The following is a 25579-nucleotide window of genomic DNA, read 5'->3' as shown; positions in this document are numbered from 1 at the left end:
AAAATATTACACTGATTTTTTCAGATACGACGGAAGTGCGGAGCTTCCCATTAAATAGTCATCAATTTTATACGCTGCTTCCCTCCCTTCATTGATGGCCCAGACGATTAAGCTTTGGCCGCGTCTGGCATCACCTGCTGTAAAGACGTTATCGATATTGGTCCTAAAGTCACCGTATGTTGCTTTCACGCTACCATTTTCAGTATGCAGGCCATACTGCTTCAGCTTTGCATCGGGGCCTTCAAAACCGATGGCAATAAAGACAAGCTGGGCCGGCCAAACCTGTTCTGTTCCGGGTATTTCCCGAAATGTTGCCTTGCCATTTTCATCAGTTGTTTTTTCCATTTCCACGGTATGCACTTCTTTCAGCGTAACGTCTTCACCGGTAACAAATCGCTTTGTCTGAATACAGTATTGACGCGGATCTTCCCCGAATTTAGCGGCTGTTTCTTTATGAGCATAATCGACGGTGAAAACATTTGGGAATTCAGGCCACGTGTTGCTTCCGGTTCTTGCTGATGGCGGTTTTGGATGTTTTCCGAATTGCACCACACTGTTGCACTCTTGACGAAGCGCTGTTGCGATGCAGTCTGCCCCTGTGTCACCGCCGCCAATGACGATGACATCTTTCCCTTTAGCATCGATATAGTCTTCATCCTGCAGCAATTGCTTCGTGGAAGCTGTCAGATAATCCATCGCAAAATGAACACCCTCTGTGTCTCTTCCCTCCAAAGGCAAATCACGCTGTTTTTGTGCACCGATGCATAGGATAACCGCATCATATTGACGGTTTAATGCCTCAAAGGAGATGTCTTTGCCCGCTTCTGTGTTCAGAATGAAATCAATCCCTTCCTGTTCAAGAAGCCGGACTCTGCGCTCGACCACTTCTTTTTCCAGTTTCATATTAGGAATACCGTACATCAATAGGCCTCCCGCCCGGTCCTGGCGTTCATATACGGTAACGTGATGGCCGGCCTGATTCAATTGGTCGGCACTGGCCAGCCCGGCTGGACCGGAACCAATGACAGCAACTTTTTTCCATGTTCTGTTTTCCGGAACCCGCGGTGTAATCCAGCCATTTTCAAATCCTTTATCAATTATCGTCCGTTCGATACTCTTAATGGTAACGGCAGGATCTGAAATGGCAAGTGTGCAGGATCCTTCACACGGTGCAGGACATACTCTTCCCGTAAATTCAGGGAAGTTGTTCGTTTTTAACAGCCGCTCCAGCGCTTCTCTCCATCTGCCCTTATAGACCAGGTCATTCCATTCCGGTATTAAATTGTAAATCGGACAGCCGGTTGTGGCACCGTTAATGACATCTCCAATCTGACAAAAAGGCGTGCCGCAATCCATACATCTGGCGCCCTGAGTCATCAATGTTTCATCAGAGTAGGAGGTATCATACTCACGCCAGTCATTTGTCCGAATAAGCGGATCGCGTCTTTGGGTCTCCTCACACTGATACTCCATAAATCCTGTCGCTTTTCCCATGTCATCGCCCCTTTCGTTGGTTCTTTCCGGTTCTGGAATCCCGGATTACAATGGTATTTTTTCCGGTTCTTTTGGTTTCCCAGGAGCCGTTTCCTCGTTTTTTGATTGAAATGCACGCATTGCTGCTTTCTGATCTGTCAAGCCGTCATTTTTATAAGTCTGTATGGTGTTCTGCATATTCTTATAATCTTTCGGAATTACTTTAACAAAATCGTCGAAGCATCGTTCCCAGTATTCCAAAACATGTTGGGCTTTTTGGCTGTTGGTATAATGAAAATGCTTCTTAATCATCTGTCTGACTTCTTTTTCTTCAGCAGGATCAGACAGCGTTTCAAATCCAATCATTTCCTGGTTGCACAGCTGCTTGAATGCTTCTTTGTCTTTGGCATAAACATAGGCGATGCCGCCCGACATACCGGCTGCAAAGTTTTTACCAGCCTCGCCCAAGACAACGACACGTCCGCCTGTCATATACTCACAGCCATGATCACCGATGCCTTCAACAACGACATGCGCGCCGCTGTTGCGCACTGCAAACCGTTCGCCGGCATAACCGTTAATATATGCCTCACCTGATGAAGCACCGTATAATGCGACGTTCCCGGCAATCACATTGATCGCTTCAGCGATTTGCGCTTCCGCTGGCGATGAGACAACGATTTTCCCGCCGGATAAGCCTTTTCCGACATAATCATTGACATCTCCAGTCAAATAGAGTGACATACCTTTTGGTACATAAGCACCAAAGCTCTGGCCCGCTGAGCCCGTGAATCGCAATGTGATTGAATCTTCTTCCATTCCTTGTTCACCATATCGCTTGGAAATCTCGCTTCCTGTAATCGTCCCGACAGCACGGTTCGTATTTTTAATCCAATAGGAAAAGTCTGCTTTTTGCTTGAGTTCAACTGCCTGTTTAACATCCGGCCAAATTTCTCTCGAATCAAATGACTTATCAAGCTCGTGATCCTGTTTTGTCTGACAGGTCGATGGCCCCTCAATCCGATGAAGCAACGCTGATAAATTCAATTCACCCGCTTTCCAGTGTGCCTTCGCTCGATCACTGACTTTTAGAACATCAGACCTGCCGACCATTTCTTCAACCGTTCTGAAGCCAAGTTGAGCCATAATCTCCCGCACTTCCTCGGCGATATAAAACATGAAATTGACGACATGATCAGGATCACCCATGAATTTTTTGCGGAGTTCAGGGTTTTGAGTGGCCACGCCAACCGGGCATGTATCCTTATGGCACACCCGCATCATGACACAGCCAAGCACAACCAGTGGTGCTGTTGCAAATCCGAATTCTTCGGCTCCGAGCAAGGCTGCCATAACCACATCTTGACCGGTCATTAATTTGCCATCCGTTTCCAACACCACCCGCTTTCTTAGATCGTTTAATTTCAGCGTCTGATGCGTTTCACTAAGACCGAGTTCCCACGGCAGTCCCGCATGCTTGATACTTGTTTTCGGCGAAGCACCGGTTCCGCCATCATAACCACTGACGGAAATAACATCGGCTTTCCCTTTGGCAACACCTGATGCGATGGTGCCAATACCGGATTTGGCCACAAGTTTTACACTGATGCGAGCATCTCGATTCGCGTTTTTTAAATCGTGAATTAACTGTGCCAAATCTTCAATGGAATAAATGTCATGATGCGGCGGTGGTGAAATCAGATCAACACCAGGGGTTGAACCGCGCACACCAGCCACCCATGGATACACCTTACTTCCAGGCAACTGTCCACCTTCACCCGGCTTGGCACCCTGAGCCATCTTAATCTGAAGTTCATCTGCGTTGACCAGGTAATGGCTTTTGACACCAAATCGGCCTGATGCGATTTGTTTAATGGCACTTCTCTTCAGATCACCGTTTGTATCTTTGACAAAGCGGCGTGAATCTTCACCGCCTTCCCCGCTGTTGCTTTTGCCGCCGATGCGGTTCATGGCAATTGCCAATGATTCATGCGCTTCTTCACTTAAAGAACCAAATGACATGGCGCCTGTTTTAAACCGTTTAACAATCGACTCGACCGGTTCTACGGCATCAATTGAAATCCCACGCCGATCTTTAAATGTCAGTAGGTTCCGCAAAAAATTAAGCCGTTCCTCGTTTGCTGCTGAGGAATATTCCTTGAACAAATCATAATTGCCTCTGCGGCATGCCCATTGCAGTTTATGGATGGTTGTCGGGTTGAACGCATGATGCTCCCCAGTCTTTCGCCATTGAAAGTCACTTCCCGGATCCAATGAAAAATCGACGTGGTTTTCATAGGCTGTTTTATGCCGCATACGTGCTTCTTTGGCAATTGTATCCATGCCTATTCCGCCAAGCTGGGAAGCCGTTCCGGTGAAGTAATGGTCAATGACGTCTTTGCTGATACCGATCGCTTCAAATATTTGTGCGCCACGGTAACTTTGAATGGTTGAAATCCCCATTTTGGACATGACTTTGACGATACCTTCTGTCACGCTTTTAATATAGGTGTTAACAGCATCTTGGTAGCAGAGTGATAGGTGGCCATCATCAATCGCTTGATTCAATGTCGCATAAGCGAGATATGGCGTAATCGCATCCGCTCCATAACCGATTAATGCAGCAAAATGATGCACTTCCCTTGCCTCACCTGTTTCAACAATGATACTCACATTCGTACGCGTGCCGGTGCGGATAAGGTATTGATGCAAGCCGCTTACGGCCAACAGCGACGGAATCGCAGGTGTCTGGTGATTCATATTCTTATCTGACAAGACCAGAATACTTACCCCATCAGCAATCAATTGGTCTGCTTGCTGAAAAATACGTTCCAATGACGTTTCCAAATCAGCGTCCAATAACGTATCGATCGTCTCAGTTTTGAAACCGTCATAGCTGTCGTCCTTTAATAAGTCCAGCTGATGGTTGGACAAAATCGGTGTATCGACCTGAAGTCTACGGCAATTTACCTCATTGGGGTGAAGAATATTGCCAACCGATCCGAGCATTGTCATTGTCGAGGTGACAAGCTGCTCACGATAGGCATCAATTGGTGGATTCGTCACTTGCGCAAACAACTGTTTAAAGTAAGAAAAAAGTGATTGCGGGTGATCGGATAAGACCGCAAGCGGGACATCATTTCCCATGGCACCGATTGGATCTTTCTCACCTGTAATCAACGGGTTGATATATTTGTGGACATCTTCATAAGTGTAACCGAATGCTTTTTGCCGTTTGGCTAAATCAGCGAATTGATGAGGTTCCGTTACTTCCGCTTCATTATCAATGGTTATCATTTGCTCATCCAGCCATTTTTGATACGGTTTTTCAGCAACCATTTCCTCTTTAATTTCTTCATCGGAAATAATGCGCCCTTCATCCATATCAAGAAGCAGCATCTTTCCGGGGCTGAGACGGTCTTTATACAGAACCTCGTCTTCCCCAACATCAATGACGCCCACTTCCGAGGAATAAATTAAGTGATCGTCTTTTGTGACGTAATAGCGCGCTGGACGCAGCCCATTACGATCCAATATCGCACCAATTTGTTTACCGTCAGTGAACGATATGGAGGTAGGTCCGTCCCAAGCCTCCATCAGCGTACTGTGGTATTTGTAGAATGCTTTCTTCTCTTTTGACATAGACGAATTATTTGCCCATGGTTCTGGAATAAGCATCATGGCAGCATGAGCCAGTTTTCGACCGGCAAGAACCAAAAATTCCAGTGCATTATCCAGCATCGCCGAATCGCTTCCTTCAGTGTCCAGGATCGGCAGCACTTTTTCCAGATCATCGCCAAACGCTTCCGACACAAACTGTTTCTCGCGTGCCTGCATCCAACTCTTATTCCCCTGAAGTGTATTAATCTCCCCGTTATGCATTAAATAGCGGTTCGGGTGTGCACGCGACCAGCTCGGAAACGTATTCGTGCTGAAACGGGAATGGACTAACGCAAATGCCGATGTAAAGCGTTCATCCTGCAAATCGATATAAAAGGTTTCCAGCTGTCCAGGCGTCAGCAAACCTTTATACACAAGCGTCTGACTCGACAGGCTCGAAAAATAAATCGACTCGTTTTGTTCCAGTGCTATTTTTTCCGCCTGTTTACGGATAACATATAATTTTCGTTCAAACGCGGTTGTCTCACCAGCGGTATCATCAGCCCCAATAAATACTTGGCGTGTGACCGGGCAGCTTGCAATCGCCTTTTCACCGATTGTGTTAACGTTCACAGGGACTGTTCGCCATCCGAGAACCGTCTGCCCTTCTTGTTCAATCAGCTTATTGATTTCATTCTCCAAAAATGCGCGGTTGTCCGTATCATTCCGGAAAAAAATCATTCCAACACCATAGCGGCCCTTTTCCGGCAGACCTATATCCGGACAAACTTGCCGGAAATAGTTATCCGGAATTTGGACCATCAATCCGGCGCCGTCTCCCATTGTGGGATCATCATTGCCACCGCGATGGTCAAGCTGACACAGCATGTGCAGGCCTTGTTTAACGATGTCATGAGTGGGAATACCACGCATATGCGCGTATAGCCCAATGCCGCATGCATCATGTTCCAATTCGGGGCGATACAAACCCTGAGCTTTTGGTATTTGATTGTAATGCATCATTCATCCCTCCCAGGATTGTCATTCAATTCCGTAATTACTGTGTATTGATCATTATAGGTTTTCAAATTAATCGAAACAATATATAATTTAGATATAATTAATCGATTATTGTTATAAAGGTGGATGATAGGAATGGAGTTGCGCCAACTACGCTATTTTATGGAAGTAGCAGAATGGGAACACGTTTCGGAAGCTGCACTTAATTTACATATTGCTCAGTCAGCCGTAAGCAGGCAAATTGCCAATCTAGAAAGTGAACTTGAAGTCGATTTGTTTAAACGTGAAGGCAGAAATATTAAATTAACCCAGATCGGAAAGACATTTTATGATTATACAAAGGTCGCCATGGAAGCGATTGAAAATGCCAAAAAGCAAATAGATGAATATCTCGACCCTGAACAAGGAACAATCAAAATCGGCTTCCCAACAAGCTTATCCAATCACCTGATGCCCAGTGTGATTTCCGCTTTTAAAGATGAATATCCGAATGTCAGGTTTCAATTGCGCCAGGGATCGTATCGCTACCTGATCGATTCCGTCAAAAAAGGTAACATACAAGTAGCATTTCTCGGACCGGTCCCTAAGGATGAACCGGACATTCAATCCCACATTTTATTTTCCGAACAGATCATGGCATTGCTGCCGATTAATCACCCTTTTGCCGAGAGAAAAGGTGTATCACTCACTGATATGAAACATGATCAATTTGTCAGTTTTCCTGAAAAATATGTCCTGAATAAAATAACGATCGATGCATGCAGACAAGCAGGCTTTAATCCAACGATTTCTGCCGAGGGAGAAGATTTTGACGCCATCAAAGGTCTCGTCTCTGCAGGGATTGGTGTCACACTGTTACCGGAAAGCACATTTCATGAATCAACCCCAAGAATGACCGTTAAAATACCACTCGAGCTTCCGGCAGTCAATCGAACAGTGGGAATCATTAAGCCAAAAGGAAAAACACTCTCACCATCAGAAGAAGTATTTTACGATTTCGTAAAGCAGCTTTTCTCACGGTTACAGCAATTTCAATAGATTTTTTCAGATGTGGGTTTGGGCGATTTGGACGTAAAGCATAAAGACCTTCCTGTTTGCGGTGTGCAATTCTACTCCGAATCAATTCTTAGCTTGTAAAATACTGATAGTCTGCAACTTATCAATAATGTCATGATGCCATTCACTCTTATTTAAATACTATGTTAGATTATCTGGCAAGGAATTGTCCAAAAATTTTAAGATTGACAAATTACATTTAACAATCATTACAGAAGGGACTGGATACAATGGATGTAATTTTTCTGATGAATAATGTATGGATTGTCATTTGTGCCATTTTAGTTCTAGTGATGCAGGGCGGCTTTATTTTACTTGAAGCTGGATCGGTACGAATGAAAAACGCTGGCCACATTGCAAGTAAAACAGTATTTACAGTTGGTATTGTTTCTTTAGTTTTTTGGGCATTCGGTTACGGACTGATTTATGTGAGGGCATTGCATTCATAGGTTTGTCAAATTTCTTTTATGGTGATGCAACAACAATGGGAGAGGGATTAGCCGGATATACAGACTTCTTTTTCCAATTAGCGTTTGCTGCCATTGCAATGACTATTGCATTCGGCGGTTTTGCTGAAAGGGCAAAGTTATCCGCCTATGTTATTTTCGCGGTACTATTTTCAATTCTGATTTATCCTGTGGTTGCCCACTGAATCTGGGGCGACGGATGGTTAGCCTAGCACGGAAGCCGGCAGCCAATTGTGTATTAAGAACAACATAGCCAAAAAATGCATCAACTACGCCAAAGGTACTTCCCGCATTAAATCACCATCCTATCCAAAGAATAGTAACCCCCAATGCAGTAAATACCTGGTTGTGACCAGCTATTTCATTGGATATGCCATCTTTATTATATTTACCAATGCGTGGTTTCAATATAATCGTTGCGGCAAATGCAGCCATTGGCGGTTGGATTGGTGCTGCGCTTGTGGTATGGGCTGTAACAAAAAGTGGATGTCCCGACTACTTTAAATGGTACTCTGGCAGGTCTCTTTGCCATTATCGCTTCATGTGCTTTTGTGAAACCCTGGCAGCCGTTATAATTGGTTTAATGGATGGACTGATTGTCTTCTTCAGCATTAGATTCTCTGATAAAGCTAAAATTGATGACCCTATATTTGCCTTATCAGTTCATGGCGTCGTTGGTGTATGGGGAACAATGTCAGATGGTCTGTTTGTACATCTGAATTAGCCACCGTTGGACAAGCTAGTTTATTTTATGGCGGCGGATTCACACAATTGAGTGTTCAAACACTGGGTGTCGTCAGCAGCGGTCTTTATGCGTTCCTAGTAGCGTTTATCATCCTTAAAGTGATGGATAAAGTCGTAGGTGGCTTGCGTGTATCGAAGGAAGAAGAAATGGTTGGTCTTGTTTTAAGCGAACACGGTGGTTACGGGTACCCGGCGAACATCCCTCAATCGTATGATCTATCCAATGCTTAAAACATTTTGCATCCAGGACTATTTTCGTTTTGAAAACCATTCCCCGGAAGCTCTGTGATAAAAGCAAATGATGGCTATTTTGAAGGTGCGGGTTCGGGCATACCTACCCGCTCCTTTTTATGGTGGTCTGAAGGGGAAGATCTACCTGTCTTTGTTAACACCAAACTGGGCATTGATTTGTCCCCGCAGCATTTCGTCTCTTAATTGGCTGCCACTTTTCTTTCTTTTCTCCTTCAACATGTCCTGACGAATTTCAAACGTCTGCACTCCCTCTTCTCGTTTGTTGGCGATATTGATCAGTTGTTCGACATCATTAAAGGAATATTTCCGATTGCCCTGTTCTGACCTTTCTGGAAAAATTAATTTCCTCTTCTCATAATACCTGATTTGTCTTATTGTCAATCCAGTTAATTCACTGACAATTCCTATCGTGATGACTTTGCTGTTTTTATAAGAAAGTTGACCTGTCATTTTTTCACCTCACAAAAGGTCTTTCCATGATTATAGTGGATACTCCGATGTAACACCATTGTTATGTAAGATAATCTAACAAATATATTTTTTTTAGGAAAAAAAGCTCAGGTATGCTAGCCTTGGTATTGTCATACCATACTATTCAAAAATTAGAGTTACCCTGAAATCGCGTTTAAAAGTAATGAACTACTTCCTACTATTCATAAAAACACACCGCAGATTATTATAAGAGGTTTGATACTTTTTTGATAAGAATAATTTTTTCGTAAACCCCTAATTATATTCTAAACATTTAACCTCATCTCATCTTTTTTGACAGTGAATCAATTTCATAATCTCTTTTTTTAAAAACACAAAAGAACTACAGAATTTTTAATAGCCATTTCCTCGTTTCTCAAAAACCATGTCAGATAATCTAACAAGAGGATTGCCTAAAAATTTTCAGATTGGTACATTATATTTATCAAACAGGAGGGAATTGAATACAATGGATACAGTTTTTCTAATGAATAATGTATGGATCGTTGTTTGTACAGTTTTAGTTTTATTGATGCAGGGTGGATTTATTTTACTTGAAGCTGGATCGGTCCGGATGAAAAATGCCGGCCATATCGCAAGTAAAACAGTTTTTACAGTGGGGATTGTTTCTATAATCTTTTGGGCATTCGGTTACGGACTAATTTATGGTGAAGGAAATGCTTTCATAGGCTTTTCAGAATTCTTTTTTGGTGATGCAACAACAATGGGAGAAGGTTTAGCCGGATCAACTGACTTTTTCTTCCAACTAGCTTTTGCGGCAATTGCAATGACTATCGCATTCGGCGGCTTTGCTGAAAGGGCCAAGTTATCCGCCTATGTTATTTTCGCCGTATTATTTTCAGTATTAATTTATCCTGTGATTGCCCACTGGATTTGGGGTGGTGGATGGTTAGCTGAGCATGGAAAACAAGACTTTGCAGGGTCCACGGTTGTACACTTAACAGGAGCGATGGCTGCATTAGCTGCAACAATAATATTAAAACCACGCATTGGCAAATATAACAAAGATGGTACTTCCAATGATATAGCTGGCCACAACCAAGTGTTTACTGTTTTAGGTGTGGTTATTCTTTGGATAGGCTGGTTTGGATTTAATGCGGGCAGTACGTTTGGAGTAGCTGATGCATTTTTTGGCTATGTTGCTCTTAATACACAACTGGCTGCTGGTGCGGGGGCAATTGGTGCGGTGCTTATTGTATGGGCAGTGACAAAAAAGGCAGATGTTCCTACTACTTTAAATGGTACGCTGGCCGGGCTCGTGGCTATTACCGCTTCATGTGCGTTTGTGGAACCCTGGGCAGCAGCCATAATTGGTTTAGTCGGTGGACTGATTGTTTTCTTTAGTATGAGATTCTTTGATAAAGCTAAAATTGATGACCCTATCTTTGCCTTATCAGTTCATGGTGTGGTGGGTGTATGGGGAACATTGTCCAATGGTCTTTTTGCAACACCTGAATTAGCTACCGTTGGACAGGCAGGTTTATTTTATGGCGGCGGATTTACACAATTGGGTGTTCAAACGTTGGGTGTCGTTAGCAGTGGCATTTATGCGTTCGTAGTAGCGTTTATAATCCTTAAAGTGATGGATAAAATTATGGGTGGCTTGCGTGTATCGAAGGAAGAAGAAATTGTTGGCCTTGATTTAAGTGAACACGGTAGTTATGGGTACCCAGAGAGCATCCCTAAACCGTATGATAGATCTAGTGCCTAGAGTACTTTACGTTCCAGGGATAATGTTCGTTTGGAAAAATATGAACAGAAAGCATTGTAACAGGAAAGTTTGTCATATAAACTGTGTAAGCGAGAAAATGCGTATGGTTTCTTGCTCACACAGTTTTTTATTTGGCAGGATAAATATTAAGCTGAAGGATGGAGTTATTAAATATTCCTGAAAAACCGCCCCTTGAACAGAATAGTATTTAATTTAGTGTACCGCATATAACATTTTCCTTATTCCTTCTGCGTCGCAGGAAACTTTTTTAATTTAATCTTCGTGACCAATGTATGTAAGCCGGCTCTCCCTGCCCCTTTTTTCCAAAAGTATTAGATGTAGTCTGTGATTATCCATACTCCATTAATATGTCATAGTCTGGGTGCATTAACGTTATTTTTTAATCTGAATATACTACAGGTAAAATGATAAAGAGGTGTTATCATGGATTCAAGGCACACCTATTTCGGATCAGAAGTTAAATGTGAAGAAGTCTCTAATACATTTCCACCCCAACAACAGGCCAGACAACCAGGATTGGAATATTTAATGATTCCTCGACCTATTTATGATAACCCCCACTATATTGGAACCGGAAAAATAAACAACCAGGTTGCGATAATCAGTGGAGGTGACAGTGGAATCGGTAGAGCTGTAGCAGTAGCGTTTGCGAAAGAAGGAGCAGATCTAGTCCTCGCCTATTTTGATGAACATGAAGATGCTACAGAAACTAAACAGGCAATTGAGCAATTGGGACAGCGTTGTCTCTTAATTCCGGGAGATTTGCGCAACAAGAGTCACTGTAAGTATGTTATCTCTTGTACCCTTGAAAAGTTCGGCAGAATAGATGTTCTCGTCAATAATTTAGCAGTTCAATTTATTCAGGATCGTTTTTTGGATATTAGCGATGAACAGTGGCATACGACGTTTGACACAAATATACATCCGTTTTTTTACATGACGAAGGCTGCGCTCCCTCATATGACTGAAGGAAGCAGCGTTATTAATACAACGTCGATTAATGCTTATATTGGTCGGAAGGATTTGATTGATTACACGACGACAAAAGGGGCAATCGTTGGCTTTACACGAGCCCTTGCCAAAAATATCATCGACCAGGGCATTCGAGTGAACGCTGTTGCACCAGGCCCAATCTGGACACCACTTATCCCCGCTACTTTTACACCTGATATGGTTAAAACGTTTGGAAGTGATGTACCAATGAAACGAGCAGGCCAGCCATATGAGCTTGCGCCTGTCTATGTGTTGCTTGCTTCAAGCGATGGCTCATATATAACGGGACAGACAATTCATATTAACGGTGGTGGTTTTGTCGGTTCATAGTCGGTAAAAGGACGTTAATGCTGTAAGGCAATTCGTTATGGGATGATAATCTGTTTTGGGAGGCGGGCTTTTTATATTGCTGTAACGGTGATTGAACCTGTTAAGCAGCTGATACCACCCCCCTCTTTGTTGATCTGCAAAATGTGTCCAGCTATAGGCAAATAAATCATTGTACAGATATAGTTCGTGGCGGTCATATACAGCAAACAGGGCTGATGCTCCTAACGCTTCTGCCATAACCCAGTAGTACTTATCAGAGTCGATGATGCGCCCATCAGGAGCCATGCTAAAGTATATCCCGCCATTTTTACGATCTAAACCCAAGCGAATAGCATACTGAAATAAGGATTTCGCCATCGGTCCACGCCAATTGCTGGGATCAAGTCGTTCAATAAGCAGCAACAGCTTGCTCCATTCAATTGAATGACCCAAAATAAAGCCATAGGGACGAAGCTCGCTTTTCGTCATTCCATAATTGTACGTCCAATCGATTTCCCAGTCTTCATGGTAGTGCTCCCAAATTAGGCCTCCTGATTGAGGAATAAGACGAAACATTACCGACTCAGCAATGCGTTTCGCCCGCTCAAGATACCGCTTGTTCCCGGTTGCTTCATATGCTGTTATCATGGCCTCGCATAGATGCATATTAGCATTCTGCCCACGATAAGGAGATATTTCGGACCAGTCGGCTGAGATTTCATCAAGATAAAGCCCCTCTTTTTCCCTCCAAAAGTAGCGTTCTAATACATCGAATGTATCATCTATAATGGAAACAGCGGATGGTGTACCTGCTTTAGATGCCATAGCTGCAGCTAACAGAACAAAGGCATGACCATATGCTTTTTTAGCTGAATTATTTACAGATTGGCCCTTCAATTCCCAATAGTACCCACCATGCTTGCGGTCGCGTTGATGATTTTGCAAGAATGAAATACCGTGCTCTGCTAGTTTTCGGTACTCTTGGGTAGGCATCAACATCGATGCCACACTGAAAATAAACACAAACCTTGCTTGACCCACAAGCTGTTTAGTTTCATAATCACATATTGTTCCGTCATCGAGAATGCAGTTGATATATCCACCGAAAACGTTATCTATACATCGAGGTGCATAGAAGTTCACCGTATCAAGGATATGCTGTGTTAGAAAATATGTTGATGAAAAATTTGGAAATCCACACTTCACCTTAGTTCCCCTTCTTGTATACTTTATGAAACGACCTCGAAACATAGACATGAGAGTAGGAAATCAGATAGCAATTTCATCAACGGGCAAAAATAACATCCAAAGTGACAGATAAGCCCAACTAGAAGATCCTTTAAATTCTCACGCAGTGGTGACAAAATTGTTGTATATAAGCTCGATCTTATTTCACGTTTTGCAAAAGAGCGATTTAGTTCACGGGTCACATGTTTGCGATGGTATCCAAGTGTACTGACTGCTTCATCGATTATTCGACTTTTTTCCTGACGAGATGAAGCCTTGGCATAACGGCTTCTTTGAACATTCAGATACTCTTGTCGGCTGGAATACGACATATTCATTCACATCCCCTCGGTAACATTTCGATGTGAGTTGGCCGTTTTCCTTTAAGTAACATTTTACATGAGTGATTGCGTATCATTGACTTATTACAAGCAGATTAAGTATACTTTAAGAATATCCAATAATTGAACATCTAGCGACACTGTATGGACAGTGCGTTTTCTTTATATTTAGAGGTGAGAGAAATGCCAGCACAATTATCCTTTACAAAAATGCATGGACTGGGAAATTCCTATATTTATGTGAACGGCTTTGAACAAGCTTTGTCAGGGAAACGGCTGCCCGAACTGGCTCGAAACGTATCTGACCCAAATACCGGCATTGGTGCTGACGGCTTGATTGTTATGGCTCCCTCGGAGACGGCTGAGGTAAAAATGCGTATTTTTAACAAAGACGGGTCTGAGGCGAAAAACTGTGGCAACGCCCTGCGCTGTGTTGCCAAATATGTCTATGAAAAGGGGATGGTTAAAAATACGACATTCCACATTGAAACGTTATCCGGATTAGTTCGAGTCAACGTACATGTGGTAAACGGAACAGTCGATGAAGTTACAGTGGACATGGGGACGCCGAAGTTGAAAAGCAGTGACCTGCCAATGACCGGTGGAACAACTGAGAAGGACCTTGTTAGTGTGCCCATTGAAGTGGATGGGGACACTGCGTTAATGACAGGTGTGTCTATGGGAAACCCTCACGGAGTATTTTTTGTCGATGATATTGAGGAGGCACCCGTGAAATCGTACGGACCGATTCTGGCTGATCATCATCGGCTGTTTCCCGAAGGACTTAATGTTGAATTCGTTCAGGTCGTTAACTCTCATGAACTGCAATTCCGTGTGTGGGAACGCGGATCGGGCATTACCCGGGCGTGCGGAACCGGAGCATGTGCCGCCGTCGTCGCTGCCGTTTTAAACAATTATGTAGAGCAAGGTAAAGAAATCACCGTCCATTTGCTCGGTGGAGACATGAAAATCTTTTGGTCAAATGAAGGTTCAGTGTATATGAGGGGCCCAGCGGTAACAATTTGTGAAGGTCTTTACTTAATGGGAACGTGACGCTCAGCATACCGTCACGTTCATCGGGTTATCATTCGGTCTCCACTTCCTGGCAAACGTCTTCCTTGCGCAAGCCTCGTACCTCAATTACGAATCCTTGCGTTGCAACGTTTTGAATATCTTGTCCGTAATTATCACATTCGCCTGCATCGTTTTCACTTTGTAAGGGCACCACATCAAATTCCCGTTCCTTCAGGGGTTGTTGAACATCGGTTGTTCTACGCCAAACTCTGGCCATCCTATCATCTTCCTGTTTTTGTGCTCAATCGTTAATGCTCCAACCGTTTTTTCAATTATTCCCTCCATCGGCTTTATGTGTCAAAAATCCCGTAAGAAAACCGATAGCTTTCGGAATAGCCGCCTCCTTCGGGTTTAATTTTGCGGAGTGTAGGCCGTATTCTGAATGAACACCCAGCCAAAACATCATCCCGGGAATTTCATCTAAAAAACAACCGAAATCTTCGCCAGTCATTGCTTCGTCACAAATATGAAGCGTCATGTCCGGGTACGTTTCACAAAAAAGGATAAAATCATGAGTCAACTCCGAATCATTGGTCACCTGAAGATAATTGGATCCATAATCAATGACAGCTTCACAGGAAAATCCGGCTTCAATTCCACCAACAAGTGCTTCAATCCGCTGTTTGACTTGTTTCATCGATTCTTGCGACAACGAGCGAATGGTCCCTTCAATGCGGGCCTTTTCGGCAATGATATTTTGTCTTGTGCCACCTGTAATTTTTCCGATGGTTACAACAGCTGAATCAAGCGGATCAACGTTTCTTGAGACAATGGTCTGCAACTGTGTAACGAGATGGCTGGCGGCAACCACCATGTCATTGGCTGTATGCGGATAGGCTGCATGCCCGCCCTTGCCTTTCAAATCAATAAAAAGCTCTGAGGTGTTTGCAAACAATAAGCCTTTCTTCGTTGCTACAGTTCCTGCCGGATAATCAGGCGCAATGTGCAATGCATACAGCTCATCCGGACGCCACTCTTTGAACGGCACACTTTCAATCATCGGCAGTGCCCCGCCCGGTCCTTCCTCAGCGGGTTGAAATAGAAACAGCAGGTTATCCCGGCCAGGATGTTGGGCAAAATGTGCCAATACCCCGAGTGCAATACTCATATGAACATCATGCCCGCACGCGTGCATCTTACCTTCATGACACGATACGAAATCAAAGCCTGTTTCCTCGGTAATCGGCAGCCCATCCATATCGGTACGCCAACCTATGGTTTTTGACGGATTGGTTCCGTTCACTTTCACAAAAATCCCCGTCTGCCACGTTTGTATCTCCAGATGCTTTTGCGGAAACTGCCTGATCTTATCGAGCAATAACGCCTGTGTCTTCACTTCCTCAAAACCGAGCTCAGGAATTTGATGCAGTTGGCGGCGGATTTCGATCCAATCATACTTCATGACGATATCAACTCCGTGATCGTTTGCTGCAAGGCCGCAATAAATGTGTCAATTTCCTCTTCCGTCAAAGTCAGTGGCGGTAAAAGCCGAATGATTGTTTTCTGTGTCACATCAATCAAAAAACCTTTTTCAACCATGGTTTTTCTTAATTCGGCGACGAACTCGGCATCTTTATTCGAAACAATGCCGATCATCATTCCCCTTCCGCGGATGCTAGCGAGGGTTTCCGGAAACTGTTCTTTCAGGTCCGTCAACTTGTCCCATAAATAGATGGCTTTTTCACGTCCGTCTTGTAACTGTCCTTCCTCAAGCAAAATACGTAAGACAGTATTTCCGAGGGCCGCACTAAGTGGAGACGGCGCAAACGTCGTACCATGATCGCCCGAGCTGAAACTGTTTTCCAGCTTTTCTCCTGCGATGATACCGCTGAGCGGCAAACCACCGCCAATCCCTTTTGCAAATAAAATTAAATCGGGGCTCACCCCGGCATGCTGGTAAGCGAACAGTTTGCTGGTTCGGCCCATACCCGTCTGAATTTCATCCATACAAAACAGCACTTCATATTGGCGGCAAAGTTTCTCAACTTCTTGCAAATATTTTTCCGAAAGGGGCAAAATGCCGCCGGAACCAAGTACAGGTTCCATCAGTACCGCCAACGGCTGACGCTCCTGGATCACTTTTTCCATTTCTGTTAAATTTTCTTTTTCAACTTCGATGACCTCAAAATCTGGCTGCGGAAAGTCCTGCTGCACACCGGGCTGGCGTGTAAGTTTCAATGCGCCAAGCGTGCGTCCGTGGAAGCTTTTTTCCAGAACAACGATCCCGTTTCGCTCCGGTGCATGCTTCATTCTCCATTTATGAATCAGCTTGACCGCAGCTTCAGTTGCCTCTGCACCCGAATTGGCGAAAAACACTTTCCCGCGGATTGAATGGTCAACAAGTGTTTTCGCCAACTGAATGGCAGGCTGGTTTAAATATATGTTGGAAATGTGCAGGAATTTTTCGCCCTGTTCCTTCAACGTTTTAACGACCTCTGGATGGGAATGGCCAAGAACATTCACGGCCAGTCCCCCAAACAAGTCGAGATAACGGTTTCCCTCTGTGTCGTATAAATAGCTGCCCTCGCCTTTTTCGATGGCAATCGGCAGTTTTGATTGGCTGTACGTCGGCATAACATAAGCTTTGTCAAGCTCCTGCCAGTCTGTCACAGTTAGTCTCTCCTTTCATCTTCTTTCAACTGCCGAAGTTCCCGCTTGATCTCCGTCTTGCCACGGGTTTGTTCATCCATTCGCTTGATCATGCGTGCAGGGGCGCCCGCAACGACCGCATTTTCCGGTACATCTTCTGTTACCACTGCACCGGCAGCCACGACCGCACCTTTTCCGACGGTAACTCTTTCCAAAATCACAGCATTGGCACCGACAACGACTTCATCCTCCACAATGACTGGTTTGGCGGAAGGTGGTTCTACAACACCGGCCAACACCGAGCCCGCTCCTATATGACAGTTTCTTCCAACTGTTGCTCGCCCGCCAAGAACCACGTTCATGTCGATCATCGTTCCTTCGCCGATGACAGAACCGATGTTAATAGAAGCCCCCATCATAATGACACAGTTTTTACCGATTTCCACTTGATCGCGAATAATCGCCCCCGGTTCGATTCGCGCGGGCACATCTTTTAGATCAAGCAGCGGGATCGCCGAGTTGCGACGGTCGTTTTCTACCACATAGTCCTTTATTTTATCTTTGTTTGCTTCAATCGCCGATTTAATTTCCTTCCACTCCCCGAAAAGCACCCCCGTGTTTCCGGTAATGAACGCCTTTGTATTTTCGCCGAAATCGATTCCATCCAGGTCCCCTTTTATATGTACCTTTACCGGCGTCGATTTTTCACTGTTTTGTATAAAAGAGATAATTTCTTCTGCATCCATCATTTTTATTGTTTTTCATCCTTCCCATTCGTTTTCTTGCTTCATTCATCGTACCAAAAATTGGCGGTGAGGTCCATGGAATGAACCGACCGCTACCATTGACCGAATTACAGCTGGCTGTTGAGGAATTTACTGTCGTCTTTGACAAAGGGAGCAATACAAAAAAGAACTTTGCAGAAATGGATGCCTCCGAAGTTCCTTATGTGGCATCGTTGTCGCCAGCGTATCATGAGGATTTGTTAAACATCCCCATTTCGGATTATACACAGCTTGACGTTGGGGAAAAGAAAGTATCTTGTTATCTCGCAAAAAAGGAGGTGTGGGGCAAAGAAAAATCTCTGGTTCTATATGTTAGTGAACGATTACGTGCGGGTCAGATTCACGGACTGTATCAAGCGTTGAGCAAAAAAAACAGCAATTGCAGGAACTCAAGGATAAATTGAACAATCCACGAGCTCGCAAACGAAAAAGAGAACCACTTGACCAGGAAATCGAACGAATTATACAAGGATAACAATGTAACCGTATTCTTAATGTGTCAGTGTATGAAAAAAGAAACGGTCGGTTTGATCTTGATTGGAATTGCGATAGCGCGCATGATACAAACACCGGACATTGATTAATACGCGCTGTAATGCAACGAACATTAAAGCAGCTGTATTTCCGTACCAGTTATTGAGAGATAATCCGATTCAATATGTCCAACTCCCCAGACAGGAACAGAGAAAGTCCACACGGGATGATTTGAAGATACTGGACATGCAGTCCATTAAACAGATTATAAGCTATTTAAATGAGGTTTGCCTTTTCACATCGGATTGAATACCGGCGCAAGGCTCGGGGAAGTCTGTGCTTTAAAGTGGCGCTGTGTAGATTAGGAGGAAGGTACTATTACAATTGACAGTACGATGATAGACCATAATGGCAGATGGGATATTGGAACCCCTAAAACAGCGTCGTCGTATCGCGATATTAAAATAGGGGATACACTCATTAGTATACTAAAACGCCATAAGACATGGCAGAAACAAAACAAGCTAAAATACGGTGAGTTTTATTTTGACAGTGATTTCCTCTGCACAAAAGAAAACGGGTATTTTCCCAGCCCGACACATGTTAAATATTATTTAAATAAAATGAATAAGCAAATTGGTACGGATTTACACTTCCATGGGTTGCGGCACACCCATGCTACTTTGTTATTAGAGCAGGGTGCGCCCATTAAAGATATACAGAAACGGTTAGGGTATAAGAAAACCAGTCTTACATTAGATACTTATTCACATCTAACCGAAAAAATAAGTGATAAAACCGTAGATATCATGAACAATTAGACGTGCCATCGAAAAACTAATTACGATGGCAGGACGGTGGCAAACGGCTAATTTTTAACTTCTAAAGCCCTCATAAACACTGATATGATTGACTTCTTAATATCATACCTCTATAATATTCACTTGTGGATTGTATAGCAGAAAAATGTACGATCGGGCGGGAGAGGGACAATCGAATAACGGTGACTTCACATGTCCTATCAAGACAGCAGGACGTTACAAAACAAGAGAAAAACATGGCTTACTGAAATGACTGCCGGATTAATCGGCTATCTGACGACTGTCTATATTGTGGTGGTCAATGGGTCGATACTCAGTGAGGCCGGTGTTTCGCTGGAAAGCGGGATGACGGCTACCATCCTTGCCAGTTTTGCCGGAACCATTCTCATGGGTCTGTACGCAAAGCTGCCATTAATCCTGATTCCGGGAATGGGGATTAACGCCTTGTTTGCCTACTCCATTGTTGAAGGCACGGGGCTTTCATTTCAGGAAGGTCTGGCAGTTGTTCTCGTTGCTTCTGTCCTGTTTATGGTAACAGCGCTCACAAAACTTGGGAGTGTGCTAAAAGCGGCCATCCCTGAATCGTTAAAACACGCGATTACAGTTGGACTCGGCTTTTTCCTTATTTTGATTGGCCTGGAAAAAAGCGGTCTGGTCACGAGCGGAGAGCAAACAATTATAGCGATCGGTGACTTCACATCACCTGAGTTTATAGTCAGCCTGCTGACATTATTTATTGCGATATTTTTATTCATGAAAAATATCCGGGCCAATTTCCTTGTGACGATGATTGTCGGAACGATTCTTGCTTACATGTTTGGCGTGCTTGAGACAACAAAACGTTCAATTCAAATCAGTATGAACGATATGTTGTTCATCCCTTCGTTTTCAGCAGTGAATGATCCGGAATTTTGGCTGGCTGTTTTTCCGCTGACGATTATTCTTATTTTTGAAAATATGGGACTCCTGCACGGTCAACTTCATATGCTGAAACGGCAAAACAGCTATAATCAGGCTTACAGGACGACAGCCTTTTCGTCACTCTTGAGTGCGTTTTTCGGAACATCGCCAACCGTATCAGCAGCAGAAAATGCGGCTGTCATTACCTCCTCCGGGAAAACGGGAAAAGCTGCTGTAACAGCGGGCCTGTTATTTTTGGCAACGCTGCTGCTTATACCGTGGATTTCCATGATTCCAAATGCGGCGATCAGCCCCATATTAATTATTGTTGGCGTCCTGATGGCACAAAATCTCCGGAATGTGCCCCTGGATGATCTGTCAGAAGCGCTTCCTGCCTTTCTGATTGCTGCCATGATTCCGTTCACGTACAGCATTGCTGATGGTATGGCATTCGGATTTATCGCTTACCCGGTTGTGAAAGCAGCTATGGGCAAACAGAAAGAACTATCCGGAATATTGCTGACGACTTCTGCCTTGTTCCTGTTTTATTTTATCATGAAAATAATCGGCATTTAAAAATGGCCTCCTTATGCTAGGGAGGCCATTTTTTATTAAACATAACTATAAAGAGGAACATTAAACCGCTTTAGCGGAGGAAATATACGGAGACCCCAGCGGGAGGATAGGCATAGGTGAGACCCCGCAGTGACGAGCGTTACTTCCACCGAGTATGCTGCGAGTTGCGAGGAGTGCTGCTTCATGGAAATTACTTGCAACACGACGAGCACCCCCGCCAGCACGAGGAGGCTCACCAGTCGCCCTAAGGTGCGCGAAGTATATTTCCGGAGCGGGTTATATGCACCAACTTAAGGATATTTTGTTCCAGCCTCTTTTTTATTTCTATTCCACTGAAAAAATAAACGCATAAATCGGCTGGTTGCCTTTGTGAACTTCCACTTCAATATCCTCATATGTTTCGTCAACATATTGCTCAATGATGTTGACATCCTCATCACTGGCATCTTCACCCTGAAGAATCGTCAGGATTTCATCATCGTCGGTGATCATTTCAGCGAGCAATGACTTAACTGTTTCGAGTTTATCCTGATTGGAAGCTTTGATCGACCCATCGGCCAGTCCCATAAAATGATCTTTTTCAATTGTCATACCATCAATTGTCGTATCCCTGATGGCATATGTAACCTGTCCGGTTTTCACTTCTTTGCCGGCCGCTTCCATCGATTGCCGGTTCTCATCAATGGCTGCTTCCGGATGGAAAGCGAGCATCGCACTTATTCCTTGTGGAATCGTCTTCGTCGGTACAACCGCCGCATTCACCTCAGCCATTTTTGCTGCCTGTTCTGCCGCCATGACGATGTTTTTGTTGTTCGGCAAAATCAGGACATTGTTTGCATTCGCTTCCTGAATAGCGCCGGTGATATCCTGAGTGCTTGGATTCATCGTCTGGCCGCCTTCAATGACAACTGCTGCCCCAAGACTTTGAAATAATTCTTTTACACCCGAACCCATTCCTACGGTTACAATCGCATAGTCCGTTTTCTCCTGTGGAATAGTTCTATTTTCACCGACAATGGCCGTGTGCTGATCACGCATGTTTTCAATTTTCATGTTTGTCAGCGCACCAAAACGCTGCCCAAGGGTCATCACTTCACCTGGGTATTCCGCATGGACATGCACTTTGACCAATTCGTCATCTGCAACAACCAGCAGTGAATCACCATGCTCGCTCAGTTCCTGACGAAAAGCTTCTTCATCAAATGGATGTTTCTTAAGCTTGTCCGATTCAAATCTGACCATGAATTCCGTACAATAGCCATACTCAATTTCAGAAGTATCCATGAAATCCTGAGCAATTTTATGGTGTTCAGCATTGACCATTGCGTCCATCTCAATATCGTCGGTATCCGGTTCAGGCACTTCTTCACCTTTCAGTGCCGCCAGAAAACCTTCATAGATCGTCACAAGGCCCTGTCCACCCGAATCAACAACACCCACTTCTTTCAGGACAGGCAAGAGCTCCGGCGTTCGTTTCAATGACGCCTTTGCTTCTTTAACGATTTTCTCCATTAAAGCGGTTACATCCTTTTCGGTTTCTGATTCAATGACTGCTGTCTCTGCGGCATCTTTGGCAACCGTTAAAATCGTTCCTTCCACTGGTTTCATGACCGCTTTGTAAGCTGTATTAACGCCATTGTCAAACGCATTGGCAAAGTCTTCTGCTGAAAGTGACTGTTTCTGATCGATCCCTTTTGCAAATCCACGGAAAAGCTGGGATAAAATAACACCGGAATTCCCGCGTGCTCCCATCAGCAATCCTTTGGAAAAAGCGGTGGCAACCTCTGATATATTACCACTGTTTAATTTCTTGACTTCATCAGCTCCGGAAGTAATCGATAAATTCATATTCGTACCGGTGTCCCCGTCCGGAACAGGGAAAACATTTAATGTATCTATTTTTTCCGCATTGTTTTTCAGATGGTGCGCCCCCGCCAATACCATTTGCGTGAAGGTCGCACCATTTAACGTTTCTGATGTCACAATACTTTCCTCCCTCATAACAACAATAAGCCAAAAGCACGTAGCCTGGGGGTGCTGTGGTTAATCTTTTGCGACCCGGACACCCTGAATATAAATATTCACTGAATCAATCTCCAGACCTAATGACTTACTCAACGTATATTTCACCTGTGATTGGACATTATGCGCAACCTCTGAAATTTTCGTACCATAACTGACAATAATATACATATCAATATGGAGGTGGGTGTCCTCTTGCCTGACAATAACACCTTTTGAGAAGTTTTCTTTCCTGAGAATCTCAGCAATACCATCCCTGATTTGACTCTTCGATGCCATCCCGACAATTCCATAGCATTCAACAGCCGCACCACCGGCAATTGCAGACATCACATCGTTCGTGATCGTTACCTGACCATCGTTTGTATTCAATTCTATGGACATCATGATCCTCCTTTTGAACACGCACTATAAGGATATTTTACTATAAGCATACGATGATTAAAAGCATTTAATGCGCTATCGCCTCTTATTACAATGGATGATTAATACCGTTCTGTCAAGCAGTTTTTCTTTATGTTATTCAGCGGCAATTGCATAACAGAGTCAATTATGATAAATTGGATAAGTAATTATAGGACACTAGTATCTACAGGAGGGATTGCAATGGCCAGAAAATGTACCGTGACCGGACGACAAACCCGCAGCGGAAATAATCGTTCCCACGCTATGAATGCAAATAAACGCAACTGGAAAGCGAATGTACAGAAAGTTCGTATTATGGTAGACGGGAAACCAAAACGTGTTTATGTATCTGCCCGTGCCTTAAAATCAGGCAAAGTACAACGCGTTTAATGAATACAAATGAAGTGCATGACTAAAAAGCATCCCTAAGACTGGATGCTTTTTTTAAAGACAAGAATTCACAAAATTTTCGGCTATATTTAGCTCTTTGCCAGCAATAGCCATGTCCAGCTTCGACGTACAGGACGTACTAGTGCCGGCGTTGGCACAGGACGTGCCGAACTTAGCCGGCCAGCGCCTCCCCCCTTGAGGTCTTAAGCAATCATTTTACGTGGCAAAACCCGCTACAAATTCTTGCTTAAGCTTTTCGGGGGTGAACAAACTTTTTTTATTGGGCTATGTTGGCATCAGAAGAAATGTCCATCTATGCTTCCTAACTGCCAAAAAATAAGCTTCTGCCAAAAATATGACAAAAGCGAATTGACATGATCACTTATCTTTTTTAAAAACGCCTGCAACAACTCTGACAAATCCGCCGATAAACCTCGGGAGCTTAATAGTATAAAATTTCATGAGTTCTCCGCCTCCTCTGTTTACAAACAAAGCTTTCAAAGAAAATGACATCGCATTGACTAAACATCACGACTCTTTATTACTAATAGTATGCCTTCTTTGTACGAAAAAGTACCAAAATCTGAAATAAGCTTGTTTGAAATACAGCGTGTTGAACCCCAGGAAATCGTTTCTTCAGCTAATGGATAATAAAATCCTTCCAGCGTCAGGCCTGTTACATATCGGGTATATGGAATAAAGGAGATGTGCGAATAGTTTTTATCATGGCAGATTTTATGCCTGCCGGGTTCTGATAATGTAAGTTGATTTTGACCATCCACAATGAACCCTTGGATACCCCTTCCCATTATTGAATAAAGTAGCTGAATATTGATTAATGAATGGTCTAAGCGTCCCCCAGTCACCCCGAACAAATAAATTTTTTCCGGATTCAATGCATATGCCTTTTCCAGTGCAATTTCCAGGTCAGTCTGATTCTTTTCAGAGGGGTGTTGTTCGAATACGTCAGCCTGACTCTGCACGATATTTTTTTCTGTTGCACGCATGGAATCGAAGTCACCCACAGCATAATCCAGTGTTATGTTGTTTTCCACCAATGTCAAGGAACCTCGATCAGCACCTATCCACACATCTATAATGGCTTCGTATCCAGAGAGATCAGGCATCAACTCCTGTGGGCCGTTTCCTATAATGGCAACATATGACACGGTACTACTCCGTCCTTCCAGCAGCAAGGGCAATTTCCTGAATAGCCTGCTTACGGTCACCTTGTTTAAAAACGGCGCTCCCAGCAACCAGTACATCTGCCCCGGCATCCGCACATAATTTTGCCGTGTCACGATTGACGCCGCCGTCAACTTCGATTTCAAATCGTAATTGTTGTTTTTCTCTCAACAAGGCAACCTGCTCTATTTTTTGAAGGACCTGTGGGATAAACGATTGTCCGCCAAACCCTGGATTAACAGTCATCAGTAATACAAGATCAACATCGTGTAAACTTTCCCGGATCATGTCAACAGGTGTAGCCGGGTTTATGACCACCCCAGCTTTTGCTCCGCTGTTCTTGATTAGCTGTATCGTTCGGTGCAGATGCAGGCAAGCCTCCTGATGAACCGAGATGATCGATGCACCTGCCTCGGCAAAGGCTGGAATATAGGAATCAGGGTTTTCAATCATTAAATGCACATCCAATGGCAACTCGGTATGCGGCCTAACGGCGTCAACAATCAGTGGCCCTATCGTGATATTTGGGACAAAATGCCCATCCATCACATCAACGTGAATATAGTCCGCACCACCTCTGTCGACGTCCTGGATTTCCCTACCCAACTGCGAAAAATCGGATGATAGAACAGAAGGTGCTATTTTTGTCATA

Annotated in this window: 23 protein-coding genes and 3 pseudogenes; 12 read left to right on the top strand and 14 right to left on the bottom strand. The window is 43.9% G+C overall.

Annotation, left to right across the window (positions count from 1 at the left end; genetic code table 11):
- Positions 1-6 precede the first annotated feature (6 nt).
- Both E4U82_RS01550 and gltB read right to left on the bottom strand, forming a co-directional pair.
- The gene (locus E4U82_RS01550) at positions 7-1494 is read right to left on the bottom strand and encodes a glutamate synthase subunit beta (RefSeq protein ID WP_135108267.1); all 1488 of its coding nucleotides are present in this window, start codon (positions 1492-1494) and stop codon (positions 7-9) included.
- A gap of 45 nt (positions 1495-1539) precedes the next feature.
- Positions 1540-6093 carry a glutamate synthase large subunit gene (gene gltB / locus E4U82_RS01545; protein ID WP_135108266.1) on the bottom strand — a complete coding sequence of 1518 codons (4554 nt, stop codon included), beginning with the start codon at positions 6091-6093 and terminating at the stop codon, positions 1540-1542.
- Between the two features lie 135 nt (positions 6094-6228).
- On the opposite strand from gltB, the gene gltC reads away from it, so the two are divergent.
- The 3 genes from gltC to E4U82_RS20595 all read left to right on the top strand — a co-directional run bounded on the left by gltC (position 6229) and on the right by E4U82_RS20595 (position 7801).
- Positions 6229-7131, top strand: coding sequence for a glutamate biosynthesis transcriptional regulator GltC (gene gltC, locus E4U82_RS01540; RefSeq protein WP_135108265.1), 903 nt, complete (start codon positions 6229-6231; stop codon positions 7129-7131).
- Between the two features lie 248 nt (positions 7132-7379).
- Entirely contained in the window at positions 7380-7598 is a 219-nt protein-coding gene (locus tag E4U82_RS20600) for a hypothetical protein (RefSeq protein WP_425339498.1), read from the top strand.
- A 35-nt stretch (positions 7599-7633) separates the two neighbouring features.
- Positions 7634-7801 (top strand): hypothetical protein, encoded by a 168-nt coding sequence (locus tag E4U82_RS20595; protein ID WP_425339503.1) that lies wholly within the window; start codon positions 7634-7636, stop codon positions 7799-7801.
- Between the two features lie 37 nt (positions 7802-7838).
- Here the strand turns inward: E4U82_RS20595 and E4U82_RS01530 are convergent.
- Positions 7839-8051 (bottom strand): annotated as a pseudogene (locus E4U82_RS01530) (ammonium transporter); the annotation flags it as partial.
- Between the two features lie 47 nt (positions 8052-8098).
- Here E4U82_RS01530 and E4U82_RS20590 point away from each other — a divergent pair.
- Both E4U82_RS20590 and E4U82_RS20585 read left to right on the top strand, forming a co-directional pair.
- Positions 8099-8340: pseudogene (locus tag E4U82_RS20590) on the top strand (hypothetical protein).
- A complete protein-coding gene (locus E4U82_RS20585) occupies positions 8298-8591 on the top strand; it encodes a hypothetical protein (protein WP_425339497.1) in 294 nt (97 codons plus the stop codon). Before E4U82_RS20590 ends, E4U82_RS20585 begins: the two are co-directional and overlap by 43 nt.
- A gap of 141 nt (positions 8592-8732) precedes the next feature.
- On the opposite strand, the gene E4U82_RS01520 is transcribed toward E4U82_RS20585, so the two are convergent.
- A complete protein-coding gene (locus E4U82_RS01520; protein ID WP_135108264.1) occupies positions 8733-9062 on the bottom strand; it encodes a MerR family transcriptional regulator in 330 nt (109 codons plus the stop codon).
- Positions 9063-9552: 490 nt separating this feature from the next.
- On the opposite strand from E4U82_RS01520, the gene E4U82_RS01515 reads away from it, so the two are divergent.
- Positions 9553-10815 (top strand): ammonium transporter, encoded by a 1263-nt coding sequence (locus E4U82_RS01515; RefSeq protein WP_135108263.1) that lies wholly within the window; start codon positions 9553-9555, stop codon positions 10813-10815.
- 444 nt (positions 10816-11259) lie between these two features.
- Positions 11260-12159 carry an SDR family oxidoreductase gene (locus E4U82_RS01510; protein ID WP_135108262.1) on the top strand — a complete coding sequence of 300 codons (900 nt, stop codon included), beginning with the start codon at positions 11260-11262 and terminating at the stop codon, positions 12157-12159.
- On the opposite strand, the gene E4U82_RS01505 is transcribed toward E4U82_RS01510, so the two are convergent.
- Positions 12154-13344, bottom strand: coding sequence for an AGE family epimerase/isomerase (locus E4U82_RS01505; protein ID WP_135108261.1), 1191 nt, complete (start codon positions 13342-13344; stop codon positions 12154-12156). The genes E4U82_RS01510 and E4U82_RS01505 overlap by 6 nt on opposite strands.
- Before the next feature lie 545 nt (positions 13345-13889).
- Here E4U82_RS01505 and dapF point away from each other — a divergent pair.
- The gene (dapF, locus tag E4U82_RS01500; protein WP_245183484.1) at positions 13890-14759 is read left to right on the top strand and encodes a diaminopimelate epimerase; all 870 of its coding nucleotides are present in this window, start codon (positions 13890-13892) and stop codon (positions 14757-14759) included.
- A 31-nt stretch (positions 14760-14790) separates the two neighbouring features.
- On the opposite strand, the gene E4U82_RS01495 is transcribed toward dapF, so the two are convergent.
- The 4 genes from E4U82_RS01495 to dapD are packed head-to-tail and all read right to left on the bottom strand — an operon-like array spanning position 14791 to position 18124.
- Positions 14791-14997 carry a YkuS family protein gene (locus tag E4U82_RS01495; protein WP_135108259.1) on the bottom strand — a complete coding sequence of 69 codons (207 nt, stop codon included), beginning with the start codon at positions 14995-14997 and terminating at the stop codon, positions 14791-14793.
- Positions 14998-15048: 51 nt separating this feature from the next.
- On the bottom strand, positions 15049-16182 hold the full coding sequence (locus E4U82_RS01490) for an N-acetyldiaminopimelate deacetylase (RefSeq protein WP_135108258.1): 1134 nt from the start codon (positions 16180-16182) through the stop codon (positions 15049-15051).
- On the bottom strand, positions 16179-17390 hold the full coding sequence (locus E4U82_RS01485; protein WP_245183483.1) for an aspartate aminotransferase family protein: 1212 nt from the start codon (positions 17388-17390) through the stop codon (positions 16179-16181). The genes E4U82_RS01490 and E4U82_RS01485 overlap by 4 nt, the downstream gene beginning before the upstream one ends.
- Before the next feature lie 2 nt (positions 17391-17392).
- Positions 17393-18124, bottom strand: a complete 732-nt coding sequence (dapD, locus tag E4U82_RS01480; RefSeq protein ID WP_135108257.1) for a 2,3,4,5-tetrahydropyridine-2,6-dicarboxylate N-acetyltransferase — start codon at positions 18122-18124, stop codon at positions 17393-17395.
- Between the two features lie 89 nt (positions 18125-18213).
- On the opposite strand from dapD, the pseudogene E4U82_RS01475 reads away from it, so the two are divergent.
- From E4U82_RS01475 to E4U82_RS01465, 3 genes and pseudogenes are all read left to right on the top strand, one after another.
- A pseudogene (locus tag E4U82_RS01475) lies at positions 18214-18710 on the top strand (IS1634 family transposase); the annotation flags it as partial.
- 313 nt (positions 18711-19023) lie between these two features.
- A complete protein-coding gene (locus E4U82_RS20580; RefSeq protein ID WP_135108255.1) occupies positions 19024-19449 on the top strand; it encodes a site-specific integrase in 426 nt (141 codons plus the stop codon).
- A gap of 192 nt (positions 19450-19641) precedes the next feature.
- On the top strand, positions 19642-20925 hold the full coding sequence (locus E4U82_RS01465; protein ID WP_245183482.1) for an NCS2 family permease: 1284 nt from the start codon (positions 19642-19644) through the stop codon (positions 20923-20925).
- A 324-nt stretch (positions 20926-21249) separates the two neighbouring features.
- Here the strand turns inward: E4U82_RS01465 and E4U82_RS01460 are convergent, their stop codons facing one another.
- Both E4U82_RS01460 and E4U82_RS01455 read right to left on the bottom strand, forming a co-directional pair.
- A complete protein-coding gene (locus tag E4U82_RS01460) occupies positions 21250-22908 on the bottom strand; it encodes a DAK2 domain-containing protein (RefSeq protein ID WP_209300520.1) in 1659 nt (552 codons plus the stop codon).
- A 60-nt stretch (positions 22909-22968) separates the two neighbouring features.
- A complete protein-coding gene (locus E4U82_RS01455; RefSeq protein WP_135108253.1) occupies positions 22969-23331 on the bottom strand; it encodes an Asp23/Gls24 family envelope stress response protein in 363 nt (120 codons plus the stop codon).
- 222 nt (positions 23332-23553) lie between these two features.
- Between E4U82_RS01455 and rpmB the strand changes: the two genes are divergently transcribed.
- Entirely contained in the window at positions 23554-23742 is a 189-nt protein-coding gene (gene rpmB, locus E4U82_RS01450; protein WP_010530496.1) for a 50S ribosomal protein L28, read from the top strand.
- Positions 23743-24120: 378 nt separating this feature from the next.
- Here rpmB and spoVM read toward each other — a convergent pair whose 3' ends face one another.
- From spoVM to rpe, 3 genes are read right to left on the bottom strand one after another with little or no spacing between them, the layout of a single operon-like run.
- Positions 24121-24204, bottom strand: a complete 84-nt coding sequence (gene spoVM, locus E4U82_RS01445; RefSeq protein ID WP_135108429.1) for a stage V sporulation protein SpoVM — start codon at positions 24202-24204, stop codon at positions 24121-24123.
- A gap of 59 nt (positions 24205-24263) precedes the next feature.
- Positions 24264-24938, bottom strand: coding sequence for a thiamine diphosphokinase (locus tag E4U82_RS01440; protein WP_280687201.1), 675 nt, complete (start codon positions 24936-24938; stop codon positions 24264-24266).
- The gene (gene rpe / locus E4U82_RS01435; RefSeq protein ID WP_135108252.1) at positions 24916-25578 is read right to left on the bottom strand and encodes a ribulose-phosphate 3-epimerase; all 663 of its coding nucleotides are present in this window, start codon (positions 25576-25578) and stop codon (positions 24916-24918) included. Before rpe ends, E4U82_RS01440 begins: the two co-directional genes overlap by 23 nt.
- Position 25579: the final 1 nt, after the last annotated feature.

The organism is Lentibacillus salicampi, assembly GCF_004565465.1.
Lineage (GTDB): Bacteria > Bacillota > Bacilli > Bacillales > Amphibacillaceae > Lentibacillus > Lentibacillus salicampi.
This window is presented reverse-complemented; position numbering and strand designations above follow the sequence as displayed.

Coding starts and splice junctions, on each gene's coding strand:
- E4U82_RS01550 (WP_135108267.1), bottom strand. CDS start 1,494: ATGGGAAAAGCGACAGGATTTATGGAGTATCAGTGTGAGGAGACCCAA.
- gltB (WP_135108266.1), bottom strand. CDS start 6,093: ATGCATTACAATCAAATACCAAAAGCTCAGGGTTTGTATCGCCCCGAA.
- gltC (WP_135108265.1), top strand. CDS start 6,229: ATGGAGTTGCGCCAACTACGCTATTTTATGGAAGTAGCAGAATGGGAA.
- E4U82_RS20600 (WP_425339498.1), top strand. CDS start 7,380: ATGGATGTAATTTTTCTGATGAATAATGTATGGATTGTCATTTGTGCC.
- E4U82_RS20595 (WP_425339503.1), top strand. CDS start 7,634: ATGGGAGAGGGATTAGCCGGATATACAGACTTCTTTTTCCAATTAGCG.
- E4U82_RS20585 (WP_425339497.1), top strand. CDS start 8,298: ATGGGGAACAATGTCAGATGGTCTGTTTGTACATCTGAATTAGCCACC.
- E4U82_RS01520 (WP_135108264.1), bottom strand. CDS start 9,062: ATGACAGGTCAACTTTCTTATAAAAACAGCAAAGTCATCACGATAGGA.
- E4U82_RS01515 (WP_135108263.1), top strand. CDS start 9,553: ATGGATACAGTTTTTCTAATGAATAATGTATGGATCGTTGTTTGTACA.
- E4U82_RS01510 (WP_135108262.1), top strand. CDS start 11,260: ATGGATTCAAGGCACACCTATTTCGGATCAGAAGTTAAATGTGAAGAA.
- dapF (WP_245183484.1), top strand. CDS start 13,890: ATGCCAGCACAATTATCCTTTACAAAAATGCATGGACTGGGAAATTCC.
- E4U82_RS01495 (WP_135108259.1), bottom strand. CDS start 14,997: ATGGCCAGAGTTTGGCGTAGAACAACCGATGTTCAACAACCCCTGAAG.
- E4U82_RS01490 (WP_135108258.1), bottom strand. CDS start 16,182: ATGAAGTATGATTGGATCGAAATCCGCCGCCAACTGCATCAAATTCCT.
- E4U82_RS20580 (WP_135108255.1), top strand. CDS start 19,024: ATGATAGACCATAATGGCAGATGGGATATTGGAACCCCTAAAACAGCG.
- E4U82_RS01465 (WP_245183482.1), top strand. CDS start 19,642: ATGTCCTATCAAGACAGCAGGACGTTACAAAACAAGAGAAAAACATGG.
- E4U82_RS01455 (WP_135108253.1), bottom strand. CDS start 23,331: ATGTCCATAGAATTGAATACAAACGATGGTCAGGTAACGATCACGAAC.
- rpmB (WP_010530496.1), top strand. CDS start 23,554: ATGGCCAGAAAATGTACCGTGACCGGACGACAAACCCGCAGCGGAAAT.
- spoVM (WP_135108429.1), bottom strand. CDS start 24,204: ATGAAATTTTATACTATTAAGCTCCCGAGGTTTATCGGCGGATTTGTC.
- rpe (WP_135108252.1), bottom strand. CDS start 25,578: ATGACAAAAATAGCACCTTCTGTTCTATCATCCGATTTTTCGCAGTTG.